At 70.5% G+C, this 24,367-nt stretch carries 21 protein-coding genes and 2 tRNA genes; 16 read left to right on the forward strand and 7 right to left on the reverse strand.

The window, feature by feature from the left end; all coding sequences use genetic code 11:
• Window positions 1-304 precede the first annotated feature (304 nt).
• From gyrB to AB0398_RS09150, 6 genes are all read left to right on the forward strand, one after another.
• On the forward strand, window positions 305-2,335 hold the full coding sequence (gene gyrB / locus AB0398_RS09125) for a DNA topoisomerase (ATP-hydrolyzing) subunit B (protein WP_366373217.1): 2,031 nt from the start codon (window positions 305-307) through the stop codon (window positions 2,333-2,335).
• 41 nt (window positions 2,336-2,376) lie between these two features.
• Entirely contained in the window at window positions 2,377-4,989 is a 2,613-nt protein-coding gene (gene gyrA, locus AB0398_RS09130) for a DNA gyrase subunit A (protein WP_366373218.1), read from the forward strand.
• A gap of 109 nt (window positions 4,990-5,098) precedes the next feature.
• A complete protein-coding gene (locus tag AB0398_RS09135; protein ID WP_366373219.1) occupies window positions 5,099-5,665 on the forward strand; it encodes a DUF3566 domain-containing protein in 567 nt (188 codons plus the stop codon).
• A gap of 110 nt (window positions 5,666-5,775) precedes the next feature.
• Window positions 5,776-5,849: transfer RNA gene (locus AB0398_RS09140), tRNA-Ile, on the forward strand.
• A gap of 169 nt (window positions 5,850-6,018) precedes the next feature.
• Window positions 6,019-6,153 (forward strand): DLW-39 family protein, encoded by a 135-nt coding sequence (locus AB0398_RS09145; protein ID WP_003958712.1) that lies wholly within the window; start codon window positions 6,019-6,021, stop codon window positions 6,151-6,153.
• 169 nt (window positions 6,154-6,322) lie between these two features.
• The gene (locus AB0398_RS09150; RefSeq protein WP_366373220.1) at window positions 6,323-7,654 is read left to right on the forward strand and encodes a hypothetical protein; all 1,332 of its coding nucleotides are present in this window, start codon (window positions 6,323-6,325) and stop codon (window positions 7,652-7,654) included.
• A 4-nt stretch (window positions 7,655-7,658) separates the two neighbouring features.
• Here AB0398_RS09150 and AB0398_RS09155 read toward each other — a convergent pair whose 3' ends face one another.
• The gene (locus AB0398_RS09155; protein ID WP_366373221.1) at window positions 7,659-9,065 is read right to left on the reverse strand and encodes a protein kinase; all 1,407 of its coding nucleotides are present in this window, start codon (window positions 9,063-9,065) and stop codon (window positions 7,659-7,661) included.
• 61 nt (window positions 9,066-9,126) lie between these two features.
• A complete protein-coding gene (locus tag AB0398_RS09160) occupies window positions 9,127-9,687 on the reverse strand; it encodes a DNA-binding protein (RefSeq protein WP_366373222.1) in 561 nt (186 codons plus the stop codon).
• Between the two features lie 129 nt (window positions 9,688-9,816).
• Here AB0398_RS09160 and AB0398_RS09165 point away from each other — a divergent pair.
• From AB0398_RS09165 to AB0398_RS09175, 3 genes are all read left to right on the forward strand, one after another.
• Window positions 9,817-9,889: transfer RNA gene (locus tag AB0398_RS09165), tRNA-Ala, on the forward strand.
• Window positions 9,890-10,249: 360 nt separating this feature from the next.
• Window positions 10,250-11,437 carry an MFS transporter gene (locus AB0398_RS09170; RefSeq protein WP_366373223.1) on the forward strand — a complete coding sequence of 396 codons (1,188 nt, stop codon included), beginning with the start codon at window positions 10,250-10,252 and terminating at the stop codon, window positions 11,435-11,437.
• Between the two features lie 145 nt (window positions 11,438-11,582).
• Window positions 11,583-11,966 carry a DUF6344 domain-containing protein gene (locus AB0398_RS09175; protein WP_366373224.1) on the forward strand — a complete coding sequence of 128 codons (384 nt, stop codon included), beginning with the start codon at window positions 11,583-11,585 and terminating at the stop codon, window positions 11,964-11,966.
• A 339-nt stretch (window positions 11,967-12,305) separates the two neighbouring features.
• On the opposite strand, the gene AB0398_RS09180 is transcribed toward AB0398_RS09175, so the two are convergent.
• On the reverse strand, window positions 12,306-13,019 hold the full coding sequence (locus AB0398_RS09180) for a DUF5324 family protein (RefSeq protein WP_366373225.1): 714 nt from the start codon (window positions 13,017-13,019) through the stop codon (window positions 12,306-12,308).
• Between the two features lie 172 nt (window positions 13,020-13,191).
• Here AB0398_RS09180 and AB0398_RS09185 point away from each other — a divergent pair, with 172 nt between their 5' ends.
• Both AB0398_RS09185 and AB0398_RS09190 read left to right on the forward strand, forming a co-directional pair.
• Window positions 13,192-13,719, forward strand: coding sequence for a peptidylprolyl isomerase (locus AB0398_RS09185; protein ID WP_366373226.1), 528 nt, complete (start codon window positions 13,192-13,194; stop codon window positions 13,717-13,719).
• A gap of 22 nt (window positions 13,720-13,741) precedes the next feature.
• On the forward strand, window positions 13,742-14,605 hold the full coding sequence (locus tag AB0398_RS09190; protein ID WP_366373227.1) for a rhomboid family intramembrane serine protease: 864 nt from the start codon (window positions 13,742-13,744) through the stop codon (window positions 14,603-14,605).
• A 316-nt stretch (window positions 14,606-14,921) separates the two neighbouring features.
• Here the strand turns inward: AB0398_RS09190 and crgA are convergent, their stop codons facing one another.
• Entirely contained in the window at window positions 14,922-15,176 is a 255-nt protein-coding gene (gene crgA, locus AB0398_RS09195) for a cell division protein CrgA (RefSeq protein ID WP_366373228.1), read from the reverse strand.
• A 140-nt stretch (window positions 15,177-15,316) separates the two neighbouring features.
• On the opposite strand from crgA, the gene AB0398_RS09200 reads away from it, so the two are divergent.
• The 5 genes from AB0398_RS09200 (at window position 15,317) to AB0398_RS09220 (ending at window position 19,124) form a co-directional block, all read left to right on the forward strand.
• The gene (locus AB0398_RS09200) at window positions 15,317-16,084 is read left to right on the forward strand and encodes a DUF881 domain-containing protein (protein ID WP_366373229.1); all 768 of its coding nucleotides are present in this window, start codon (window positions 15,317-15,319) and stop codon (window positions 16,082-16,084) included.
• 149 nt (window positions 16,085-16,233) lie between these two features.
• Window positions 16,234-16,395, forward strand: a complete 162-nt coding sequence (locus tag AB0398_RS09205) for a hypothetical protein (protein ID WP_148003371.1) — start codon at window positions 16,234-16,236, stop codon at window positions 16,393-16,395.
• Complete coding sequence (locus tag AB0398_RS09210; protein WP_366373230.1) at window positions 16,392-17,030, forward strand: aminodeoxychorismate/anthranilate synthase component II; 639 nt, start codon at window positions 16,392-16,394, stop codon at window positions 17,028-17,030. The genes AB0398_RS09205 and AB0398_RS09210 overlap by 4 nt, the downstream gene beginning before the upstream one ends.
• The gene (locus AB0398_RS09215; protein WP_366373231.1) at window positions 17,027-18,409 is read left to right on the forward strand and encodes a class E sortase; all 1,383 of its coding nucleotides are present in this window, start codon (window positions 17,027-17,029) and stop codon (window positions 18,407-18,409) included. Before AB0398_RS09210 ends, AB0398_RS09215 begins: the two co-directional genes overlap by 4 nt.
• 37 nt (window positions 18,410-18,446) lie before the next feature.
• Window positions 18,447-19,124, forward strand: coding sequence for a class E sortase (locus tag AB0398_RS09220; RefSeq protein WP_366373233.1), 678 nt, complete (start codon window positions 18,447-18,449; stop codon window positions 19,122-19,124).
• Window positions 19,125-19,242: 118 nt separating this feature from the next.
• On the opposite strand, the gene pknB is transcribed toward AB0398_RS09220, so the two are convergent.
• The 3 genes from pknB to AB0398_RS09235 form a co-directional block, all read right to left on the reverse strand.
• Entirely contained in the window at window positions 19,243-21,285 is a 2,043-nt protein-coding gene (pknB, locus tag AB0398_RS09225; protein ID WP_366373234.1) for a Stk1 family PASTA domain-containing Ser/Thr kinase, read from the reverse strand.
• 190 nt (window positions 21,286-21,475) lie between these two features.
• A complete protein-coding gene (locus AB0398_RS09230; RefSeq protein ID WP_366373236.1) occupies window positions 21,476-22,942 on the reverse strand; it encodes a penicillin-binding transpeptidase domain-containing protein in 1,467 nt (488 codons plus the stop codon).
• Window positions 22,939-24,360, reverse strand: coding sequence for an FtsW/RodA/SpoVE family cell cycle protein (locus tag AB0398_RS09235; protein WP_366373238.1), 1,422 nt, complete (start codon window positions 24,358-24,360; stop codon window positions 22,939-22,941). Before AB0398_RS09235 ends, AB0398_RS09230 begins: the two co-directional genes overlap by 4 nt.
• Between the last annotated feature and the right edge of the window lie 7 nt (window positions 24,361-24,367).

Below are 24,367 nucleotides of genomic sequence, written 5' to 3' on the forward strand. Positions count from 1 at the left end.
CGCGGGGCCCTTCGGGGCCTCGTTCTCGTGGTGCGGGTACGAGGGGGAGCGCTCCTTGACAACGTCGGTCACCCCGCGCCCACGCCGCGCTACGGCCCGAAGCGCTGGGCGGCCGTCAGGGGGCCCTGGAGCCCCTGTCCGGATATGGGGAGTCGTCTCGCTCCCGCTCAGGGCGGCACATGCGGACTCAGGTACCGGCAAACCCCCATGAGTGTCAGAGCTACCGGTAGACTGGAGACAATCCCGCCACCCTGCGGAACATGTCGAACGACGCAGCCGCTCCCGCATGCCCGGAGAACGGCCTGTGCTGTGCCAGAAAGGGCGCTTCGTGGCCGATTCCGGCAACCCCAACGAGAACAACCAGTACACCGCCAGCAACATCCAGGTCCTCGAAGGCCTGGATGCCGTGCGCAAGCGCCCTGGCATGTACATCGGCTCGACCGGTGAGCGCGGTCTGCACCACATGGTGCAGGAGGTCGTCGACAACTCGGTCGACGAAGCCCTGGCTGGCCACGCCGACACCATCGACGTGACGATCCTGCCCGACGGCGGCGTCCGCGTCGTCGACAACGGCCGAGGCATCCCCGTGGGCATCGTCGCCTCCGAGGGCAAGCCGGCCGTCGAGGTCGTCCTGACCGTGCTGCACGCGGGCGGCAAGTTCGGCGGCGGCGGCTACGCCGTCTCCGGCGGCCTGCACGGCGTTGGCGTCTCCGTCGTGAACGCCCTGTCCACCAAGGTCTCCGTCGAGATCAGGACGGACGGCCACCGCTGGACGCAGGACTACAAGATGGGCGTCCCGACGGCCCCGCTCGCCCAGCACGAGGCGACCGACGAGACCGGCACGTCGGTGACCTTCTGGTCCGACCCGGACATCTTCGAGACCACCGAGTACTCCTTCGAGACGCTCTCGCGCCGCTTCCAGGAGATGGCCTTCCTCAACAAGGGCCTCACCATCACGCTCACCGACGAGCGCGAGTCCGCGAAGGCCACGGTCGGCGCCGACGACCCGGACGCCGAGGCCGCCGCCGAGCCGGCCGCCCGCACGGTGACGTACCACTACGAGGGCGGCATCGTCGACTTCGTGAAGTACCTCAACTCGCGCAAGGGCGAGCTGATCAACCCCACCGTCATCGACATCGAGGCCGAGGACAAGGAGCGCATGCTCTCGGTCGAGATCGCGATGCAGTGGAACTCCTCGTACAGCGAGGGCGTGTACTCCTTCGCGAACACGATCCACACCCACGAGGGCGGTACGCACGAGGAGGGCTTCCGCGCCGCGCTGACCACGCTGGTCAACAAGTACGCGCGCGACAAGAAGCTGCTCCGCGAGAAGGACGACAACCTCACGGGCGACGACATCCGCGAGGGTCTGACCGCGATCATCTCGGTCAAGCTCGGCGAGCCGCAGTTCGAGGGCCAGACGAAGACCAAGCTCGGCAACACCGAGGCGAAGACCTTCGTGCAGAAGGTCGTCCACGAGCACCTGACGGACTGGTTCGACCGCAACCCGAACGAGGCCGCGGACATCATCCGCAAGGGCATCCAGGCCGCCACCGCGCGCGTGGCCGCCCGCAAGGCGCGCGACCTGACCCGCCGCAAGGGCCTCCTGGAGTCGGCGTCCCTGCCGGGCAAGCTCTCCGACTGCCAGTCGAACGACCCGTCCAAGTGCGAGATCTTCATCGTCGAGGGCGACTCCGCCGGCGGCTCGGCCAAGTCCGGCCGCAACCCGATGTACCAGGCCATCCTGCCGATCCGCGGCAAGATCCTGAACGTCGAGAAGGCCCGCATCGACAAGATCCTGCAGAACACCGAGGTCCAGGCGCTGATCTCCGCCTTCGGCACCGGCGTGCACGAGGACTTCGACATCGAGAAGCTCCGCTATCACAAGATCATCCTGATGGCGGACGCCGACGTCGACGGCCAGCACATCAACACCCTGCTGCTGACCTTCCTCTTCCGCTTCATGCGCCCGCTGGTCGAGGCCGGCCACGTCTACCTCTCCCGCCCGCCGCTCTACAAGATCAAGTGGGGCCGGGACGACTTCGAGTACGCCTACTCGGACCGGGAGCGGGACGCGCTCGTCGAGCTCGGCAAGCAGAACGGCAAGCGGATCCGCGAGGACTCGATCCAGCGCTTCAAGGGTCTCGGCGAGATGAACGCCGAGGAGCTGCGCGTCACCACCATGGACGTCGACCACCGCGTGCTCGGCCAGGTGACCCTGGACGACGCGGCCCAGGCCGACGACCTGTTCTCGGTGCTGATGGGCGAGGACGTCGAGGCACGCCGCTCGTTCATCCAGCGGAACGCCAAGGACGTCCGCTTCCTCGACATCTGAGTCGGTCCCCGCTGACCGTACGAAAGGACTGACGACCAGCAATGGCCGACGAAAACACCTCCGGCACCACCGAAGAGCAGGAGCCCGTGCTGCGGATCGAGCCCGTCGGGCTCGAGACCGAGATGCAGCGCTCGTACCTCGACTACGCGATGTCCGTCATCGTGTCCCGCGCGCTGCCCGACGTACGGGACGGCCTCAAGCCCGTCCACCGGCGCGTGCTCTACGCGATGTACGACGGCGGCTACCGGCCGGAGAAGGGCTTCTACAAGTGCGCCCGCGTCGTCGGTGACGTCATGGGCACGTACCACCCGCACGGCGACTCCTCGATCTACGACGCGCTCGTCCGCCTCGCCCAGCCCTGGTCGATGCGGCTGCCGCTCGTCGACTCCAACGGCAACTTCGGCTCCCCGGGCAACGACCCGGCCGCCGCCATGCGCTACACCGAGTGCAAGCTGGCGCCGCTGTCGATGGAGATGGTCCGGGACATCGACGAGGAGACCGTCGACTTCACGGACAACTACGACGGGCGCAACCAGGAGCCGACGGTCCTGCCGGCCCGGTTCCCGAACCTGCTCGTCAACGGCTCGGCCGGCATCGCGGTCGGCATGGCGACCAACATCCCGCCGCACAACCTGCGCGAGGTCGCCGAGGGCGCCCAGTGGTACCTGGCCCACCCCGAGGCCTCGCACGAGGAGCTGCTCGACGCGCTCATCGAGCGGATCAAGGGCCCGGACTTCCCCACCGGCGCGCTCGTCGTCGGCCGCAAGGGCATCGAGGAGGCGTACCGCACCGGTCGCGGCTCCATCACGATGCGCGCGGTCGTCGAGGTCGAGGAGATCCAGAACCGCCAGTGCCTGGTGGTCACGGAGCTGCCGTACCAGACCAACCCGGACAACCTCGCGCAGAAGATCGCCGACCTGGTGAAGGACGGCAAGATCGGCGGCATCGCCGACGTCCGCGACGAGACCTCGTCCCGGACCGGCCAGCGCCTGGTCATCGTGCTCAAGCGCGACGCCGTCGCCAAGGTCGTCCTGAACAACCTCTACAAGCACACCGACCTCCAGTCGAACTTCGGCGCCAACATGCTGGCGCTCGTCGACGGCGTGCCGCGCACCCTCTCGCTCGACGCGTTCATCCGCCACTGGGTGACGCACCAGATCGAGGTCATCGTCCGCCGGACCCGCTTCCGGCTGCGCAAGGCCGAGGAGCGCGCCCACATCCTGCGTGGCCTGCTCAAGGCCCTGGACGCGATCGACGAGGTCATCGCGCTGATCCGGCGCAGCGACACGGTCGAGGTCGCCCGCACGGGCCTGATGGACCTGCTGAGCATCGACGAGATCCAGGCCAACGCGATCCTGGAGATGCAGCTCCGCCGGCTCGCCGCCCTGGAGCGCCAGAAGATCGTCGCCGAGCACGACGAGCTCCAGGCGAAGATCAACGAGTACAACGCGATCCTGGCCTCGCCCGAGAGGCAGCGGACGATCGTCAGCGAGGAGCTGGCCGCGCTCGTCGAGCGCTTCGGCGACGACCGCCGCTCCAAGCTCGTGCCCTTCGACGGCGACATGTCCATCGAGGACCTGATCGCCGAGGAGGACATCGTCGTCACCATCACGCGCGGTGGCTACGTGAAGCGGACGAAGACCGAGGACTACCGCTCGCAGAAGCGCGGCGGCAAGGGCGTGCGGGGCACGAAGCTGAAGCAGGACGACATCGTCGACCACTTCTTCGTCTCCACCACCCACCACTGGCTGCTCTTCTTCACCAACAAGGGCCGGGTCTACCGGGCCAAGGCGTACGAGCTGCCGGACGCCGGCCGGGACGCCCGCGGCCAGCACGTGGCCAACCTCCTCGCCTTCCAGCCGGACGAGCAGATCGCCCAGATCCTGGCGGTCCGCGACTACGGCGTCGCGCCGTACCTGGTGCTCGCCACCAAGGCCGGCCTGGTGAAGAAGACCGCGCTGAAGGACTACGACTCGCCCCGCTCCGGCGGCGTCATCGCCATCAACCTGCGCGAGCTGGAGAACGGCGGCGACGACGAGCTGATCGGCGCCGAGCTGGTCTCGGCCGAGGACGACCTGCTGCTCATCAGCAAGAAGGCGCAGTCGATCCGCTTCACCGCCACGGACGACGCGCTGCGTCCGATGGGACGCGCCACTTCGGGTGTCAAGGGCATGAGTTTCCGCGAGGACGACGAACTGCTCTCGATGAATGTCGTCCGGACGGGTACGTTCGTCTTCACCGCGACCGACGGCGGGTACGCGAAGCGCACCCCCGTCGACGAGTACCGCGTCCAGGGCCGTGGCGGCCTCGGCATCAAGGCCGCCAAGATCGTGGAGGACCGCGGCTCGCTCGTGGGCGCGCTGGTGGTCGAGGAGACGGACGAGATCCTCGCCATCACGCTGTCCGGCGGTGTGATTCGTACGCGAGTCAACGAAGTCAGGGAGACCGGCCGTGACACCATGGGCGTCCAGCTGATCAACCTGGGCAAGCGCGACGCCGTCGTCGGCATCGCGCGGAACGCCGAGGCCGGCGGCGACGACGAGGTCGACGACGCCGACGAGGCCGAGGGCGTCGTCGAGGTGTCCGAGACCGAGATGGTCGAGGGCGGGACAGCCGAGGGCACGGAGTCCTCGGCCGGGGAGCACGAGGAGTAAGAGCGTGAGTGGAGCCACGGGCGCCGGATCGGCGGCCGCCGGAGCTTCTTCTGCAGGTGCCGGCGCGAGCGGCGCCCGTGGTTCCGCCACGGACTCCCAGGGGGTTGCGGTGACGGACACTCGGGGGCAGCAGCCCTCGTACGACAGCTACAACGGGCCGCTGCCCGGCGAGCGGCCCGGTGGGCAGACCGGCGGGCCGTACCACCCGCCGCAGGCCTACGGAGCCCCGACGACGGGCGGCACGGCGGGCGGCGGCAAGTCCGGGGCCGTGCGCCGGCCCCGGACGGGCGCCCGCACGACGCCCCGGACGCGCAAGGCCCGGCTGCGGGTGGCGAAGGCCGATCCGTGGTCGGTGATGAAGGTGAGCTTCCTGCTCTCCATCGCGCTCGGCATCTGCACGGTCGTGGCCGCGGCCGTGCTGTGGATGGTCATGGACGCCATGGGCGTCTTCTCGACGGTCGGCGGGACGATCAGCGAGGCCACGGGCTCGAACGAGTCCAACGGCTTCGACCTGCAGTCGTTCCTGTCGCTGCCGCGGGTGCTGGTGTTCACCTCGGTGATCGCCGTGATCGACGTGGTCCTGATGACCGCCCTGGCGACGCTCGGCGCGTTCATCTACAACCTGTCGGCCGGCTTCGTGGGCGGCGTCGAGCTGACGCTGGCCGAGGACGAGTAGCGGCCGAGCGGGACGCGCGGGGCCGGTCCCGGGAACGGATTTTGGGACTGGCCCCCACGTGCGCTAATCTTCAGGAGTCAGCGCGCGGGACACACACCGCAAAGCGCGGCGGGGCTATAGCTCAGTTGGTTAGAGCGCATCCCTGATAAGGATGAGGCCACAGGTTCAAATCCTGTTAGCCCCACATTTCAGATCGGCCCGGACGGTTCAACCGTCCGGGCCGATTCTCTTTGCCCCGGAGGGAATCGGGGACGTCGTGGGTTTGAAACTCGCACAGGTCACCGATCGGTATCGGTCGATGTGTAGAGTGGGCGTCAGAAGTCTCCTACGTCAACGAAAGACGAGGTCGCGCGGTGAAGAAGCTTCTCCTGGTCGCACTGGCCGCCATCGGCGGGCTCCTCGTGTACCGCCAGATCCAGGCGGATCGCGCCGAGCAGGATCTGTGGACGGAGGCGACCGACTCCGTGCCCGCAGGTTCGGGTGTCTGAGACGAAGACCGTCTGTGGGTGAAGCCCCGGCCGCACTTGTGCGGGCCGGGGCTTCGCTCTGTTCCGGGGCCGTCCGGATCCCGCCGGGCCCTGTCGGCGGTTTGCCCGGGCGAATATGTTGCTTGCTCAAGCGAAGAGGAAGCGATGAGGAAGTGACGAGGGGGAGCGCGTGAAGAAGCGGGTCGGCATCGGCAGGAGGGCGGGGGCCCTGATCGCGGCCGCCGCGGCGGTGGGAACGGTGGCGGGGACGCCCGCCCAGGCACAGGCCCACACTCGGATTCAGGCCCAGGTCCGGGCCGCCGGCGGGGAGGCGCTCCCGCCGTACACCTTCGACTCCACCGCCCAGCGGGTCCGGGGCGCCGCCTCCAGCTCGGACGCGCAGGAGCTGAGGACCGGGCGGACCTACCGCGACACGCTCCGGAAGAACGGCAAGGTCTACTACCGGATCGTCCTCGACGGAAAGCGGAACACGTACGTCTCCGTGGTCGCCGTCCCCGAGCCGGGCGGCAAGGTCGAGTACGGCGACGGCTTCAAGGTCAGCATCCAGGACGACTCCGGCACCGAGTGCGGCTACCAGCAGACGGGCTTCTCCTCGGCCCGGTACACCCGCCCCCTCGCCGCCTACGCCCGCCGCACGGTCGACCCGGACAGTTCGAGCTGCCAGCAGCCCGGCAACTACTACGTGCTCGTCGAGCGCACCACGAAGACGGGCTCCGACCAGTCCGACTGGGACGTCGAGATCCGGCACCTGGCCGAGCCGCTCCTGAAGAAGGCGGGGCCGACCGAACTTCCGGAGGCCTGGCCGTCCGCCACGCCCGCGCCCCTGACGGGCGAACCGAAGCCACGGCAGGGCGGCTCGGGGATCCACGACGCGGCCTCGCTCACGCGGGGCGAGTGGCGGTCCGACATCCGGCCGGGGCAGACCCTCTTCTACCGGGTCCCCCTCGACTGGGGGCAGCAGCTCTTCGCCACCGCCGAGCTGGGCAGCAGCGTCGAGGGCGACGACTACGTCTCCAACGCGCTGGTGCTCTCCCTGGAGAACCCGGCGCTCGGCCACGTCGACGCCGAGACCGTCGGCTACAGCGGGAAGCAGGCGACGCTGGCGCTCGGCCCGCAGCGGCCGGTGGCGCACGAGAACCGCACCTCGTACACCGAGGCCACGAGCGGGATGCGGTTCGCCGGCTGGTACTACCTGTCCGCCACGCTCAGCCCGGAGCTCGCCGGGGAGTACGGCGACGGGCCGGTGCCGCTGACGCTGCGGGTGAACGTGCTGAACGCGGCGAAGGCCGGTCCCGGGTACGACGGGGACCCCGGCCCGTTCGCCGTGACCCCCGACGACAAGAGGTCGGCCGAGAAGGGGTCCAGCGGCGCGCAGGCGGCCGAGGAGGCGGAGCGCGGCGACTCCATGCGGCTGGTCGCCACCGCTGGGATCGGCACCGGGACGGTGCTGCTGCTCGGCCTCGGCGCGTGGACGCTGGTGGCGCGGAGGCGGACGGCGTGACGCCTCAGACCTGAGTGAGGGCCCAGAAGCCGACCGCGAGGCAGACGAGCGCGAGCAGGAGCACCGGGACCGCGACCTTCGGGGGCGGTCCCGGACGGCGTACGGGGGCGGGCACGGGGGCCGTCACCGGGTGCGGGTACCCGTAGGGGCCGGGGGCCTGGACGGGGTGGGCGGTGTACGGGTTCGCGGGGGCCTGCCCGTACGGGCCCGCCGGGGCGATCCCCTGGTTGAAGGCGGGACCCGGGTGCGGGGCCGGCGGGGGCAGGTGGAAGCTGCCGGTCTCGGAGGGGTGGGGCGGGACGGCCGGAGCGGCGGGGGTGACCGGGGCTGTGACCGGGGTGGCCGGGTGCGGGGGCCGGTGCTGTGGCGGCACGGGGTGCGCGGGGCCCGCGGGCTGTTCCGGGGCCGGTACGGGCGCGGAGAGGGGGCGCTCGGGGTCGGTGGCTGTGGGCGGGGCCGGGGCGGGGGTCGCGTCGGCCGCGGGGGGTGAGGAGCTCGTGGTGCCGGTGGTGCCGGTGGTGCTCGTGGTGCTCGTGGGGCCTTCGGGACCGAAGCCCGGGGGCAGGGGGCCGAGTTGGTCGAAGATCTCGACCGGCTCCTCGTCGGCGGTCGGATCGGGCAGCATCTCGACGGCGGCGCTCAGCGCCTTGCGCGCCCCCGTGGCCGTCCGGAAGCGGGCCTGCGGGTCGGGCTGGAGCAGTCCCGCGAGCACCTGCCACAGGGGCTCCGGGAGGCCCTCGGGGGCGCTCGGGGTGCCGTACGCGAGGAAGTGCTCGACCAGGGCCTGGGAGTCCGGCTTGCGGCCCTGGAGCAGGTAGAGCGCGACCAGGCCGACGGCGAACAGGTCGGCGGTGAAGTCCGGTTCGGCGCCGAGGAGCTGCTCGGGCGCGAAGTAGCCGGGCGTCCCCACGACGTAGTCGGTCTCCGTGAGCCGGGGCTCGCCCTTGCGCATGGAGATGCCGAAGTCGGAGAGGCGCAGGTGCGGCCGTCCGGTGCCGGTGACGTCGAGGAGGATGTTGGCCGGCTTGATGTCCCGGTGGACGACCCCCTCGGCGTGCACCGTGGCCAGGCCCGAGAGCAGCTGGTCGAGGAGGACGCAGACGAAGCGGGGCGGCAGCGGGCCGTAGTCCCCGATGACGTGGGCGAGCGAGCCGCCGGCCACCAGGTCCATGGTGAAGAGGACCTTGTCGTCGTCGGCGGCCCAGCTGGCCGGGGCGAGGACGTGGGGGTGATCGATCCGCAGCGCCTGCTCGCGGACGAAGCGGAGCAGGGTGTGGGCGTCGCTCTGCAGGAGCACCTTGGCCGCCACGTAGCGGCGGCGCCGGTGGTCCCAGGCCCGCCACACCGCGCCCGCCCCGCCCCGTCCGATCGGGTCGATCAGCTCGTACCGTCCGGCGAAGACCTCACCCATCGTGCTGCGCCCGCTCCCCGTTGCGTCGTCTCTCCGCGGATCCGGCCGGCCGCCGGGCCCCTCAGTTCTGGTGCGACTCGTAGTGGGCGACCGCCTCCGCGGTGCGCCCGGCGCCGTACACCCTGAGGAACTCTGCCAGTTCCGGGTGGGCCGGGGCGAGCGAGTCGGCGGCGTCGATGATGTCGCCCGCGGCCGCGACGGAGCGCAGCAGGGACTGGATCTCGCGGACCACCCGGCGCACGGTCGGGGCGCCGGAGCCGGTGCCCGTGCCGGCGCCGGTCTGGCCCGAGCCGGTGAGGACGGAGCCGCCCTGCGACTTCTTGACCTCCTCCATGCGGTCGGTGGCCTCGGCGGCGCTGACGCTGCCGTCGGCGACCTGCACGGCGAGCTCCTGGAGCGCCTGGACGCGCTGGACGACGGCCGGGTTGCCGATCTTCGCCCGCTGGCCGCTCATCAGCTGGGACAGCATGGGCGCGGAGAGCCCGAGCACGGCCGCGAGCCTGGCCTGGTTGAGCCCGAGATCGTCGATCAGCCGACGGAAGAGCGCCCCCAACGGCTCCCCGTACCAACTGCGCTGAAGCTCTCTGGCTCTGGCCGTGGCTTCCTGCTGCGCTGCGTCCATCACTTCTCCCCATCCCTGCGGTTCGCCACTGCGAACCTCGGGCAGCATCTTACGGAGCGTGGTCGCGGACCGGGAGTCCCAATCCTTTTGCCGGACATGGGGGGTGACCCGGTACGCTGTCCTCGTTCCGGGGCCTTAGCTCAGTTGGTAGAGCGCTGTCTTTGCATGGCAGATGTCAGGGGTTCGACTCCCCTAGGCTCCACTCCGGATGGACCCCCCTGACCTGCGGAAGCGCGGGCCAGAGGGGTCTTTCGCGTCTCCTCCGGTACGCGGACGGCGGCCGGGACCGGGGCCCGGGGGCGTGGCGCTGGGTGAGCAGGGGCCCAAGTGGCCCAGGCTCCGGAGGTGCGAATGGACCAGGAACGGTGGGCCACTCGGTTCTAGCGTCGTGTCCATGGCGAACAGAGGGAACGCGCGGGGGCGGACGGACGAGGCCGAGCCGTACGCGCGCGAAATCCGCAGGCACGCGCGCGGGGAGGCCGGCGGGGAAGCCGGCGGGCACGCGAGCGGGGAAGCGCGTGGGGAGGGCGACGGGGGAGCGCGTGGGGAGGCCGGCGGGCGTGTGCCCCGTGCGCTGGTGGTCGCGCAGTTCGTCAACGCGGTCGGGGACGGGGCCTTCTACGTCTCCTCGGCGCTCTACTTCACGCGGATCGTCGGGCTCTCCGCGCCGCAGATCGGGGCCGGGCTCGCGGTCGCCTGGGCCGTGGGGTCGGTCGCCGGGGTGCCGCTGGGGCACCTGGCCGACCGGCGGGGGCCGCGCGGGACCGCCGTACTGCTCGCCCTGGCCACCGCCGGGTCCGTCGCGTTCTTCCTCGTCCTGCGCTCCTTCGTGCCGTTCCTCTGCGCGGCCGTCGCGTACGCCACGGCGCAGAGCGGGCTCGCCGCGGCCCGGCAGGCCCTGCTCGCCGGGCTGGTCGGACCGGCCGTGCGGACGCGGGCGCTCGCCCGGCTCCAGGCCGTCCTCAACGGCGGGCTCGCCGTGGGGGCGGCGCTCGGCGGGCTCGCGCTGCACGCGGGGACGCGGAGCGCGTACCTCGCCGTGTTCGCCCTGGACGCCGCCGCCTTCCTGGTCTGCGCGCTCGTCCTGGGCCGGCTGCCCGCGGTGGCGCCCGCCCCGGGGCCGTCCGGCGGCGGGCCGGGGCTCGCGGTGCTGCGGGACCGGCCGTACGCGCTGCTCGCCCTCCTCAACGCCCTGATGCTGCTGCGGATGCCGCTCCTCAGCCTCGCCCTGCCGCTGTGGATCGTGGAGCGGACGGCGGCTCCCGGCTGGACCGTGTCGGCGCTCTTCGTCCTCAACACCGTCGTGGTGACGCTCTTCCAGGTCCGTGCCGCCCGGTCCGTGACGGACCTCGCCACGGCCGCGCGTGCGGTGCGGTGGTCGGGGGCGGTCATGTGCGCCGCGTGCGCGGTCTTCGCGTTCTCGGGGGCGTCGGAGGCGGGTCGTGGCGCCGGGGCGGGGGTCGCGGCGGCGGTGCTCGTCCTCGGGGCCGTGCTCCAGGTGCTCGCCGAGATGCGGCACTCCGCGGGCTCGTGGCAGATCGGATTCGCGCTGGCCCCCGCCGACCGGATCGGCCAGTACCAGGGCTTCTACGGCTCCGGGGTCCCCGTCGCCCGCACCCTCGGGCCCCTGCTCGTGACGACCCTGCTCATCGGCTGGGGCGTGCCCGGGTGGCTGCTCCTGGGCGGGGTCTTCCTGGTCGCGGGCGCGGCGACCGGCCCCGCCGTGCGGTGGGCGGACACCGCCCGCTGATCCGTACGAGTGGTGTTCATCCGAAGAACTGCGCACGGGCGGCGTCGCTCCGTGCCATTCCGGGGCGCAGTCACATCATGAGGAAGGTATGTAAAGCGCGCAACTCGAAATGAACCATCCGAGAACACCACGAAAGCGAGGGACCATGGCCACCGCCAAGGTCAAGCAGTTCTGGGCCGCCTTCATCTCCGTCCTCTTCGCCCTGCTCGCCTCCGTCGGCCTGGCGGGCACCGCCGCCGCGGCCCAGCAGCCCGCCGTGCGGCAGCCCGAGGAGCCGGTGGCTCCCGCTGCCGCCGCCACGACCTCCTCCGCCGCGGGGGAGCGCGCGTCCGCCTCCGTACCGGCACAGCGGGCACACCGGTGGCCGCTGCTCGCGGGGGACCGTTCCCTGCCGCCCACCATCAAGCAGCGCATCGCCGCCGAGGCCCACGGTTCCTCCCCCGCCGCGCGTCAGCGGTCGGCCGTGCCCGCCGCCGTCGAGAGCGACCCGGTCGCGCTGACGGAGCTGGCGCTCGCCACGGCGGCGTAGGGCGCGGGGAGACCACGACGTGCACTCCCCGCACCCCACTTGTGCCCATCCGGCACCACGCAGTGCCCATCCGGCATCACGTAGTAGGAACCGGCGTCATCCAAAGCGTCCGAAGCACCTGGACCACCTGGTGGCACCCGGCACCGTACGGCCGGACCCGACAGGATCCGGCAGCACCCGCCAGGCCCCGACAGGGTCAGGCACCGCATGGCAGGGCCGGGTAGAACCCGGCACTACCCCAATGCACCCGGCAGGCTCCGGCACTACCCAACCGCACCCGGCGGTCTCCGGAACCGCGCGGCAGAGCCCGGCAGGACCCCGTACGAAGTCCCCGTCCGGTCAGCGGCCCTCGTCGCGGCGCTCGGCGGCCTCGGTGGCGTCCAGTTCGGCGGCCTCCGCCTCCTTGACCTCCACCTCCGGATCGAGGGTGGCCCCACTGCCGTCGACGGACGTCAGCACGGTGACCTCCTCGTCCACCTCGGTGGCGGCGGGCGGCTCGACCAGCCAGTCGGGGTTCGACTGCTTGTCCCACCACTTCCAGGCGGCGAACACGCCGCCGGCCACCACGCCGAGGACGACGAGTCCCTTGGCGAAGCGCCCGGCCCTGGCCCGGCGCTCGTGCTTCCTCACGATCTTCCGGATCTCCTTCGGCGTCACCTGACCGCGCAGCGCGGCCCAGGCGGCCGTGGAGCGCGCACCGGCCTCCTCCAGGACGGGACCGGTCGCGGCGACCGCGCTCTCGACGCGCGGAGTGGTGTAGTCGGCTGCCTGACGGGCGGCCCGGCGGGTCTTGACCGCCGCACGGTGTGCGGCCGCGTCGACCCGCGGCGGGACCCGCGGTGCGACGTACGCGTCGTACTGCGTACGAGCCTGCGTCCGGGCCTGATGAGCCGCCTTCGAAAGCTTCGGCGCGATCAGTTCACGCGCCTCGTTCGCATACTGTGTGGCCTGGTCCCGGGCCGTTTCCGCGTACGGCGCCACCACTTCCGCGGCGTGCAGAACGCTCTCCTTCGCCGAACCTGTGGCGGCGCGCACGCTGTCCATGCGGGTCACGGGATTCCTCCTCCTCGGTGGCGATGTCAGGTTTTCGCCTTTCCATCCTCTTCGGAATCATGCCCGCCGAAGCCAGGTCCGGCATGTGGGGCGGGCATCCGGGGCATGCGAGGATCGTTCACTGCAGAGTCAGGCGTGACATGACGCGCACCGATGTGGACGGAAGGCGACCGTGGCCGAGCAGCTGTACGCGATCCTCAAGACGAGCCTGGGCGACATCGAGGTGCGGCTGATGCCGTTCCACGCGCCGAAGACGGTGCGCAACTTCGTCGAACTCGCGTCGGGCGAGCGCGCGTGGACGCACCCCGCCACCGGCGCGGTCTCCGAGGACCCGCTCTACGACGGGACGGTCTTCCACCGGGTCATCAAGGGCTTCATGATCCAGGGCGGCGACCCCCTGGGGAACGGCACGGGCGGTCCCGGCTACGAGTTCGCCGACGAGTTCCACCCGGAGCTCTTCTTCGACCGCCCCTACCTGCTCGCCATGGCCAACGCCGGCCCGGGGACCAACGGCTCGCAGTTCTTCGTCACCGTCGCCCCCGCGACCTGGCTGAACCGCAAGCACACGATCTTCGGCGAGGTCGTGGACAAGGAGAGCCGGAAGGTCGTGGACGCGATCGCGGAGACCGGGACCGATCCGCACACCGAGCGTCCGCTCCGGGACGTGGTCGTCGAGTCCGTGGTGATCGAGAAGCGCTGAGCCGGAAGGGACGGGACCTCCCATGGACGCGCAGCCCGGTCTGCCGCGCTGTTACCGCCACCCGGAGACCGAGACCGGCATCCGCTGCGTCCGCTGCGACAGGCCCATCTGTCCGCAGTGCATGGTCTCCGCCTCCGTCGGCTTCCAGTGCCCCGACTGCGTACGCGGCGGTTCGGGCACCGGACACGCCCCCGACGCCAACCGGCCCCGGACGCTCGCGGGCGGCCGGGTGGCCACGGACGAACGTTTCGTCACCAAGATCGTCATCGCGATCAACCTGGCCCTCTTCATCGCCGTCCAGGCGGTGGGCGACCGGCTCGTCGACGACCTGGCGCTCATCGGGTATGCCCTCCTCCCGACCGGCGAGCTGGTCGGGGTCGCGGACGGCGAGTGGTACCGGCTGCTGACCTCGGCCTTCCTCCACCAGGAGATCCCGCACTTCCTCTTCAACATGCTGGGACTCTGGGTGATCGGCGGGATCGTCGAACCCGAACTGGGCCGGATCCGGTACACGGCCCTGATCCTGCTGTCCGGGCTCTCCGGTTCGGCGCTCGCCTATCTGCTCTCCCCGCAGAACCAGTTCTCGCTCGGCGCCTCCGGGATCGTCTTCGGGCTGATCGGCGCCTGGGTCGTCCTCGCCCGCCGCCGGCGGCACGACATGCGGCCGGTCGTCCTCTTCGTCGCGCTGTCCCTGCTGCTGACCTTCACCCGTCCGGGGATCTCCTGGGAGGCCCACATCGGCGGTCTGGTCGGCGGCGCCCTGGTGACGTACGCGCTGGTGCACGCGCCCCGGGCCCGGCGGAACCTGGTGCAGTACACAGCCTGTGGACTGGTTCTCCTGCTCGACCTGGGGATCGTGCTCTTCCGATCGGCCGTGCTCGCCTGAGCGCACAAGGCTGTGGATGAGCTTCCGTGTGAGCTTTCCCCAGAGTTATCCACAGTGTGTGGCGAACTCCTCCCGCTCCGTGGAGAAAGAACGCGCCCCTCACCTCTGACCTGGGGATTTTCCAGGGAGGTGAGGGGCGCGACACATCGTGCCGAAGGTGATCGCGGTCATACCGGCGTCAACCCCGGCATGAGTTATCCACAGATCTTCGTAAGTTATCCAGTGCTGTGCACAACGCTGTGGATAAACTCAGGGGAGAGCTTGACGGGCACCCGGCACGGGCGCTAGGCCGCCGCCGTGGACGAGCGGGCCGTCGCTACTTCCACTGCGTGGAGACGCCGAAACCGGCCGCGATGAAGCCGAAGCCCACCACGATGTTCCAGTTCCGGATCGACTCGATCGGCATCGTGCCGTCGGTGACGTAGAAGACCACGATCCAGACCAGACCGATGGCGAACAGCGCCAGCATCACCGGCGCCACCCAGCTGCGGTTGGTCAGCTTGATGCTGGTGGCCTGCTTGGCGGGCGGAGGCGTGAAGTCGGCCTTCTTGCGGATACGTGACTTCGGCACGAGGGACTCTCCTGTCGATGCGCTGCGTGACCGCGCAGGGAACTGTGGCTGGCGCCGGGATGTGACGAAGGAGGACGTCTGCGTCCCCCAGGCGTCCGTTAGCGTAGTGGTTCCGCGGCACCGAAGGGGATCAGGGTACGTTGAGCAATTCCGCCGGCACTCCTGAAGGGCCGGGCCGCACCGCGAGGTGGCGCCCCGTCCGGCTGCTCACCCTTGCCGTTTTCGCCCTCGCCGGACTGATCTTCGTCACGAGCTTCAACACGGCCAAGGGCACCAACCTCCGCACGGACGCCTCCCTCCTCAGGCTCTCCGACCTGATCGAGGAGCGCAGCCACAAGAACGCCGGACTCGACGAGACCGCCGCCGCCCTCCGCTCCGAGGTGGACTCCCTCGCCGCCCGCGACGACGGCTCCACGCGCGCGGAGGACGAGAAGCTCGAAGCGCTCGAAGCGGCGGCCGGCACCACCGAGGTCTCCGGCTCCGGCCTCACCGTCACCCTCGACGACGCCCCGCCGAACGCCCGGTCCGCCCCCGGCTACCCCGAGCCGCAGGCCAACGACCTGGTCATCCACCAGCAGGACCTCCAGGCCGTCGTCAACGCCCTCTGGCAGGGCGGCGCCGAGGGCATCCGGGTCATGGACCAGCGGCTCATCTCCACCAGCGCCGTGCGCTGCGTCGGCAACACCCTGATCCTCCAGGGCCGCGTCTACTCGCCGCCGTACAAGATCACCGCCGTGGGTGACCGGGGGCGGCTGACCAGGGCGCTGGCCGACTCCCCGGCGATCCGGAACTACCAGCTCTACGTCAAGGCGTACGGGCTGGGCTGGAAGGTCGACGAGCACCGGTCGGTGACCCTCCCCGGCTACTCGGGCACGGTGGACCTCCACTACGCGAAGCCGGTGGGCTGACCGGATCCCGCCCATGGGCCCGTCCACGGGCTGTGGACGACGATTCCCGGTCGCGGCGCGTTGTCCACAGGCTTTGGACAGTCAACCCCTCCCGACCCCCGCGCCCCGTACTCTGGTGCCCGTAACGAACGGAAGGGGCGGTCGACGTCATGTACGGCTGGATCTGGCGGCATCTGCCGGGCAACGCGTGGGTGCGGGCGCTGATCTCGATCGTGCTGGCCCTCGCGGTCGTCTACGTCCTCTTCCAGTACGTGTTCCCCTGGGCGGAGCCGCTGCTTCCGTTCAACGATGTGACGGTGGACGGCCAGTGAGCGCGCGAATTCTCGTCGTCGACAACTACGACAGCTTCGTCTTCAACCTCGTTCAGTACCTCTACCAGCTCGGCGCCGAGTGCGAAGTCCTCCGCAACGACGAGGTCGAGCTGAGCCACGCCCAGGACGGCTTCGACGGCGTCCTCCTGTCGCCCGGGCCCGGAGCGCCCGAGCAGGCCGGGGTCTGCGTCGACATGGTCCGGCACTGCGCGGAGACCGGCGTGCCCGTCTTCGGCGTCTGCCTCGGCATGCAGTCGATGGCCGTGGCGTACGGCGGCGTCGTCGACCGGGCGCCCGAGCTGCTGCACGGCAAGACCTCGCCCGTCACGCACGGCGGCCGGGGCGTCTTCGCCGGACTGCCCTCGCCGTTCACGGCGACCCGCTACCACTCGCTGGCCGCCGAGCCCTCCGCCCTGCCCGCCGAGCTCGAAGTCACCGCGCGGACCGAGGACGGCATCATCATGGGCCTCAGGCACCGCGAACTCCCGGTCGAGGGCGTGCAGTTCCACCCCGAGTCCGTGCTCACCGAGCACGGTCACCGGATGCTCGCCAACTGGCTGGAGGAGTGCGGCGACAAGGGAGCGGTCGACCGGTCGGCGGGGCTCGCGCCGGTGGTGGGCAAGGCCGTCGCGTGACGACGGGCTCGCCGTGGTTCCGGGCGAGGCAGGAGCCGGGGCAGGAGCCGATACGGGGGGACAAGCGCGTACCGGATGACGGGTACGCGGCGGGGGACGGGTACGTACCGGAGAGCGGATACGTGCCGGGGGGCGGTTACGTACCGGAGGGCGGGTACGCGCCGGAGGCGGAGCCGCACGGGCGGCCCGATGCGCGGGGGCAGGCCGACCCGTACGCGTCCCCGGGGGCTTACGCGCCCGCAGTCGATCCGTACGCGCGTGCGGAGCAGTACACGGCGCCCGCCGACCCGTACGGGAACCCGGGGGCGTATGCCCCTCCGGACCCCCACGCGCCCGCCGCCGATCCGTACGTACCGGACAATTCCTATGCGCGGCCCCGGTCGTACCCGCAGGAGCGGGCCTCCGCCCGGGGGGACACCTCCTCCGAGGGCCCCTACGAGCCCCCCTACGGGCCGTACGGCGCCGAGGAGGTGCCGACGGTCCCGCCGGACGAGACGGCGGTCCTGCCGGTCGTTGAAGGGCCCTCCGAGCACTCGGGGGCGGCGGACGGGCCGCCTCCCGGTCCCGGGCGGGCCGAGCGGCGCCGTGCCGCCAAGGGCGGCCGGGGGAAGGGCCGCCGCCCCTCCACCCCGCCCGCCGCCGCGAAGCCGGCCGCGCCCCTCTCCCGGGTCGAGGCCCGGCGGGCCGCCCGCGAGGCCAAGGAGAGCGTCGGCGTCGTCGCCAGCCGGATCGTCGGCGAGCTCTTCATCACCCTCGGCGTCGTCATGCTGCTCTTCGTCACCTACCAGCTCTGGTGGACGAACGTCCTGGCCGGCCAGGAGACGAACCAGGCCAAGGAGCGGATCGAGGACACCTGGGCCAAGGGCGGGGGCGAGGACCAGCCGGGAGCCTTCGAGCCCGGCGAGGGCTTCGCCATCATGTACATCCCCAAGCTGGACGTCGTCGTCCCCATCGCCGAGGGCATCGACAAGACCAAGGTCCTCGACAAGGGCATGGTCGGCCACTACGCCGAGGGCGGCCTCAAGACCGCGATGCCCTCCGACAAGCAGGGAAACTTCGCTGTGGCCGGCCACCGGAACACGCACGGCGAGCCCTTCCGGTACATCAACCGGCTGAAGCCCGGCGACCCGATCGTCGTCGAGACCCGGAACGCGTACTACACGTACGAGATGGCGAGCATCCTGCCGCAGACCCCGCCCTCCAACGTGTCCGTGATCCAGCCCGTCCCGAAGGGTTCGGGCTTCACCGAGCCCGGCCGGTACATCACGCTGACCACCTGCACGCCCGAGTTCACCAGCACGTACCGCATGATCGTGTGGGGCAGGCTCCTGGAGGAGCGTCCGCGCAGCAAGGGAAAGCCAGAAGCGCTCGTAGGCTGAGACCCCACACCTCCGGACGGGACGACGGGACGACCTAGTGGCACGAGCGCGCAACCGGATCGCCGGGATCATCAGTGTCCTCGGCGAACTCCTCATCACAGCCGGCCTGGTGCTCGGTCTCTTCGTCGTCTACTCGCTGTGGTGGACCAACGTCCTCGCCGACCGCGCCGCCGACCAGGACGGCGCCCAGGTCCGCGACCACTGGGCCGACGACGCCCCGGGCGCGCTCGACACCCGCGACGGCATCGGCTTCCTGCACGTGCCGGCGATGGGCGGCGGCGAGGTCCTGGTGAAGCGGGGCACCGATCCCGACGTCCTCAACAACGGCGTGGCCGGCTACTACACCGACCCGATCAAGTCCGCGCTCCCACAGGAGGAGAAGGGCAACTTCACGCTGGCCGCGCACCGGGACGGGCACGGGGCGAAGTTCCACAACATCCACAAGGTGAGGACCGGGGACGCGATCGTCTTCGAGTCCAAGGACACCTGGTACGTCTACAAGGTCTACAAGACGCTGCCGTCGACCACGAAGTTCAACGTGGACGTCCTCCAGCCCGTCCCCGAGGAGTCCGGCAAGTCCGCGCCGGGCCGCTACATCACGCTGACCACCTGCACGCCCATGTACACCTCGGACTACCGGTACATCGTCTGGGGCGAGCTGGAGCGCACGGAACGGGTCGACGGCGACCGGACGCCCCCGGCGGAGCTGCGCTGAGCGTCCGGACCCGGCAATGACAGAGCCCCCACGACGGGGAGAGCCCCGGCGACGGGAGAGCCCCGGCATCCGTTCTTCCGGATGCCGGGGCTCTCCCGTCGTACGAGGTGGTCGGTGATCAGCCGAACAGGCCGCCGCCACCGTTGTCGTTGCCCCTGTTGTCGCCGTCGCCGTTGTTGCCGTCACCCGGGTTGCTGGGGAAGCCGCCGCCCATGGTGAAGACGTCCACCGAGGTGCCGGTGTTGACCGGGGTGTTCGCGCCCGGGTTCGTGGCGACCACCAGCGCGTCCTCCTTGTCCGAACCCTTCTGGACGACCGTCAGGCCCATGCCTTCGAGCTGTGCCTTGACGTCCTTGAAGGGACGGTTCGCGAGGCCGTCCGGGATCGTGACCTGGGTCTGCTGCGGGCCCTTGGAGACCTTCAGCGTGACCTGGACGTCCTTCGGCTGGTTCGAGTCGCCCTGCGGGGTCTGGTCGACGACGGTGCCCGCGGGCTTGTCGGAGTCGACGTCCTCCCTGACCACGTTGGTGAAGCCGACCGTGTTCAGCTGCTGGACGGCCTGGTCGTAGGCGCGGTCCTTCACGTTGGGAAGCTGCGAGAGCTTCTTCTTCGCGATGGTGATCGTCACCTCGGAGTTCTTCTCCGCCTTGGTGCCGCCGCCCGGGTTCTGGCGCAGGACCGAGCCGAGGTCCTCGTCGGACTCCTCCTCCTCGACCTTGACCTTGAAGCCCTTGTCCTCCAGGGACTTCGTGGCCCGCTCCTGGGACTGCTCCTGGACGTCCGGGACCTCCACGAGCGGCGCGCCCTCGGAGAGGAACACCTTGATCGTGCTCTCGGGCTGGAGCTTCGCGACGTTGTCCGCGACCGGGTCCTGACGGCAGACGGCGCCGGCGGGCTGCTCGCAGCGCTCCGTGCCCGCCTGCTCGACCTTCAGGTTCACGTTGGCGGCGCGGTTCGTCGCGACGTCCAGCTTCTCGCCGACCAGGTTCGGCACCGTGACCGGCTGTGCGCCGTCCTTCTTGTCGAAGACCGCGACGCCGATGAAGATCGCGCCGATGAGCACCAGGACGCCGGCGAGGGCCAGCAGGATCGTCGAGGTGTTCGACTTCTTCTGGCCACCGTTCCCGCGACGGCGGTCCGGGCGGTCGTCGTAGCCGTAGCCGCCGTCGTTCGGGTTGACCGGCGGGAGCATGGCGGTCTGGCCGCCCGGGTCGGCCTGGCGCAGGGCCGTGGTCGGCTGGTCCTCCGGCGGGTAGCCGCCGTAGCCACCGCCGTACGCGGGCGCGGCCGCCATGCCCATCGCGGCGGCGGCCGCGACCGGCTGGCCGTCGAGGCAGGCCTCGATGTCCGCGCGCATCTCGTCGGCGGACTGGTAGCGGTAGTCGGGGTCCTTGACCAGCGCCTTGAGGACGATGGCATCCATCTCGGGCGTGATCTCGGCGTCGAAGTTGCTCGGCGGCTGCGGCTCCTCGCGGACGTGCTGGTACGCGACCGCGACCGGGGAGTCGCCGATGAACGGGGGACGGACGGTGAGCAGCTCGTAGAGCAGGCAGCCGGTGGAGTACAGGTCGGAGCGGGCGTCGACCTGCTCGCCCTTGGCCTGCTCCGGGGAGAGGTACTGGGCCGTGCCGATCACCGCGGCGGTCTGCGTCATGGTCATGCCCGCGTCGCCCATGGCGCGCGCGATGCCGAAGTCCATGACCTTGACCTGGCCGGTGCGCGTCAGCATGACGTTCGCCGGCTTGATGTCGCGGTGCACGATGCCGGCGCGGTGCGAGTACTCCAGCGCCTGGAGGATGCCGACCGTCATCTCGAGGGTGCGCTCGGGCAGCAGCTTGCGCCCGGAGTGCAGCAGCTCACGCAGGGTCGACCCGTCGACGTACTCCATCACGATGTACGGGATGGAGACCCCGTCGACGTAGTCCTCGCCGGTGTCGTAGACCGCGACGATCGCCGGATGGTTCAGCGAGGCGGCGGACTGTGCCTCACGGCGGAACCGGGCCTGGAAGGACGGGTCACGGGCCAGGTCGGCCCGCAGCGTCTTCACGGCGACGGTGCGGCCGAGCCGGGTGTCCTGGCCGAGGTACACCTCGGCCATGCCACCACGGCCGAGCACCGAGCCCAGCTCGTACCGGCCGCCGAGGCGACGCGGCTCTTCCATAGCTAATCCAGCCCTCTCCGTCTGTCCCGACCGCACCCATGGGTGGTCCGGCGGTGTGTGCTGTTCGCGCATACGCTACCGGCCCCGGGCAGGCGTTCCGCCCGGGGCCGGTAGCTTGATACCCGACCGGTACCTGGCCCGTGTCGGGCCCTTACGGGGCCCTTACGGGGGTTCCCGCCGGGTTCGGGGGTCAGCCCCGGGTCTTCAGGACCGCCTTCATCACGGCCTTCGCGATCGGGGCGGCCAGACCGCCACCGCTGATGTCCTCGCGGTTCGTGCCCGCCGAGTCCTCCACGATGACGGCGACCGCGACCGGGGAGCCCTCGGAGGTCTTCGCGTACGAGATGAACCAGGCGTAGGGGCGCTTGGCGTTCTTCTCGCCGTGCTGGGCCGTGCCCGTCTTGCCGCCGACCTTCACGCCGTCCGTCTTCACGTCGGCGTTGCCGCCGGTGCCGTTGGAGACGACGTTCTCCATCATCTGCTGGAGCTTCTGGGCGGTCTCCTGCGAGACCGGGCGGCTCATCTCCTCGGGCTCGTTCTTCTTGACCAGGTCGACGTTGGGCGCGCGCAGCTCGTCGATCATGTACGGCTTCATCAGCTTGCCGTCGTTGGCGATCGCCGCCGTGACCATCGCCATCTGGAGCGGGGTGGTCGCGGTGTTGAACTGGCCGATGGAGGAGAGCGCGTTGCCGCCCCGGTCGGCCCTCTTGTCGTAGACGGAGGCGACGGAGCGGACCGGGGTGTACTGCTCGGCGTTGAAGCCGAACTTCTCGGCCGTCTCGACCATCTTGTCGCGGCCGACGTCGTCGCCGAGCTTCGCGAAGACCGAGTTGCAGGAGATCTCCAGCGCCCGGTTCAGGCTGGCGTTCGCGCAGCCGCTGGCGTGGTTGACCATCTCCTTGGTGGAGAGGGGGATCTTCCAGCCCTCGGGGGTCTCGGTCGGCGCGTTGATGTCGGTGACCTTGCCGGCCTCCAGCGCGGCGGCGGCGGTGACGACCTTGAAGACGGAACCGGGCGGGTAGATCTCGCGGAGCGCCCTGTTCAGCTTCGGCTTGTTCTTGTCCTTCTCCAGGGCGATCCACGCCTTCTCGTCCTTGCCGGAGTAGCCGGCGATGGAGGAGGGGTCGTAGGAGGGCGTGGAGGCCATCGCCAGGATCTTGCCGGTCTTCGGCTCGATGGCGACGACGGCGCCGGTGTTGTTCCCGAGGCCCTCGAAGGCGGCCTTCTGCGCGGCGCCGTTCAGGGTGGTGACGACGTCGCCGCCCTTCCTCTTCTCGCCGGTGAACATGGCGAGGGTGCGGTCGAAGAAGAGCCGGTCGTCGTTGCCGGTGAGGATGCCGTCCTCGAGCTTCTCGATCTGGGTGGCGTCGTAGGCCTGCGAGGCGAAGCCGGTGACCGGGGCCCACATGGGGCCGTCGGCATAGGTCCGCTTGTACTTGTAGTACTCGTCCTTGGAGTCGACGGAGCCGGTGATCGGCTTGCCGTCGACGATGATGTTGCCGCGCTCGTTGGCGTACCGCTCGACCTGGACCCGCCGGTTGGAGGCGTGGGTGCTCAGTTCGTCGGCGCGGACGAACTGGAGCCAGTTGTCCCGCATGAGCAGGGCGAGGATGAGCAGGCCGCAGAAGATCGCGACCCGTCGCAGCGGCTTGTTCACGGACGGACCACCTGGGTCATCTCGGCGTCGGGGGACGGGGCGGGCGCGGGCGCGGGACGGCGCGCGGTGTCGCTGATCCGGATCAGGATGCCGATCAGGGCCCAGTTGGCGATCACGGAGGAACCGCCGTACGCGAGGAACGGCATGGTCATGCCGGTGAGCGGGATGAGGCCCATCACACCGCCGGCGACCACGAAGATCTGGAGCGCGAAGGCGCCGGAGAGGCCCATCGCGAGCAGCTTGCCGAAGGGATCGCGGGCGGCGAGGGCGGTACGGATGCCGCGCTCGACGATCAGGCCGTAGAAGAGCAGGAAGACCATCACACCGGTGAGGCCCAGCTCCTCGCCGACCGTGGCGAAGATGAAGTCGGAGTTGGCCGCGAAGCCGATCAGGTCGGAGTTGCCCTGGCCGAGGCCGGTGCCGAGGATGCCGCCGGAGCCGAAGGACATCAGCACCTGGGTCATCTGGTCACAGGCGTCGACCTTGTCCGCGCAGCTGAAGGGGTCGGCCCAGGCGTCGACACGGGCCTGCACGTGGCTCGCGAAGGACGCCACGCCCACCGCGCCCGCGATGGACATCAGGAGGCCCATGACGATCCAGCTGGTCCGCTCCGTCGCCACGTACAGCATGATCACGAACATGCCGAAGAACAGCAGCGAGGTGCCGAGGTCGTTCTCGAAGACCAGGATGAGGAGGCTGACCGCCCAGATCGTCAGGATCGGCCCGAGGTCGCGGCCGCGGGGCAGGTAGAGCCCCATGAAGCGGCGGCTGGCCAGGGCGAGCGCGTCGCGCTTCACCATGAGGTAGCCGGAGAAGAAGACCGCGAGGACGATCTTCGCGAACTCGCCCGGCTGGATCGAGAAGCCGGCCACCCGGATCCAGATCTTGGCGCCGAAGCTGTCCATGCCGAGGCCCGGCACGAGCGGCAGCAGCAGCAGGACGAGGGACACGACCATGGAGATGTACGTGTAGCGCTGGAGGACGCGGTGGTCCTTGAGCAGCAGCAGCACGCCCACGAACATGGCGATGCCGATCGCCGAGTACATCATCTGGCTGGGGGCGTCCGGGCTGAAGCTGCCGTACCGCCGCATCGAGGTGGCGATCAGCCGCGGCGACTGGTCGAGCCGCCAGATCAGCACCAGGCCCATGCCGTTCAGCAGCGTCGCGAGGGGCAGCAGCAGCGGGTCCGCGTACGGCGCCCACTTCCGCACCACCAGGTGCGCGACGCCCGCGAGGAGGGCGAGGCCGAGTCCGTACCCGAGCATGCCGGCCGGGACCTTGCCGTCGATGGCCAGACCGACGTTGAGGTACGCGAACACCGGGATGATGACGGCGAACGCGAGCAGCGCCAGCTCGGTGTTGCGACGGCTCGGCGCCTCGATCGCGCCGATGGTGGTCGTATTGGTGACAACGCTCATGGTGGTG

This window comes from Streptomyces sp. NPDC086147 (genome assembly GCF_040702165.1).
Lineage (GTDB): Bacteria > Actinomycetota > Actinomycetes > Streptomycetales > Streptomycetaceae > Streptomyces.

Excerpts from the sequence above, each read along its gene's own strand:
- gyrA (WP_366373218.1), top strand. The coding sequence starts at position 2,377 with ATGGCCGACGAAAACACCTCCGGCACCACCGAAGAGCAGGAGCCCGTG.
- AB0398_RS09155 (WP_366373221.1), bottom strand. The coding sequence starts at position 9,065 with ATGGGTGAGGTCTTCGCCGGACGGTACGAGCTGATCGACCCGATCGGA.
- AB0398_RS09160 (WP_366373222.1), bottom strand. The coding sequence starts at position 9,687 with ATGGACGCAGCGCAGCAGGAAGCCACGGCCAGAGCCAGAGAGCTTCAG.
- AB0398_RS09175 (WP_366373224.1), top strand. The coding sequence starts at position 11,583 with ATGGCCACCGCCAAGGTCAAGCAGTTCTGGGCCGCCTTCATCTCCGTC.
- AB0398_RS09190 (WP_366373227.1), top strand. The coding sequence starts at position 13,742 with ATGGACGCGCAGCCCGGTCTGCCGCGCTGTTACCGCCACCCGGAGACC.
- AB0398_RS09205 (WP_148003371.1), top strand. The coding sequence starts at position 16,234 with ATGTACGGCTGGATCTGGCGGCATCTGCCGGGCAACGCGTGGGTGCGG.
- pknB (WP_366373234.1), bottom strand. The coding sequence starts at position 21,285 with ATGGAAGAGCCGCGTCGCCTCGGCGGCCGGTACGAGCTGGGCTCGGTG.
- AB0398_RS09235 (WP_366373238.1), bottom strand. The coding sequence starts at position 24,360 with ATGAGCGTTGTCACCAATACGACCACCATCGGCGCGATCGAGGCGCCG.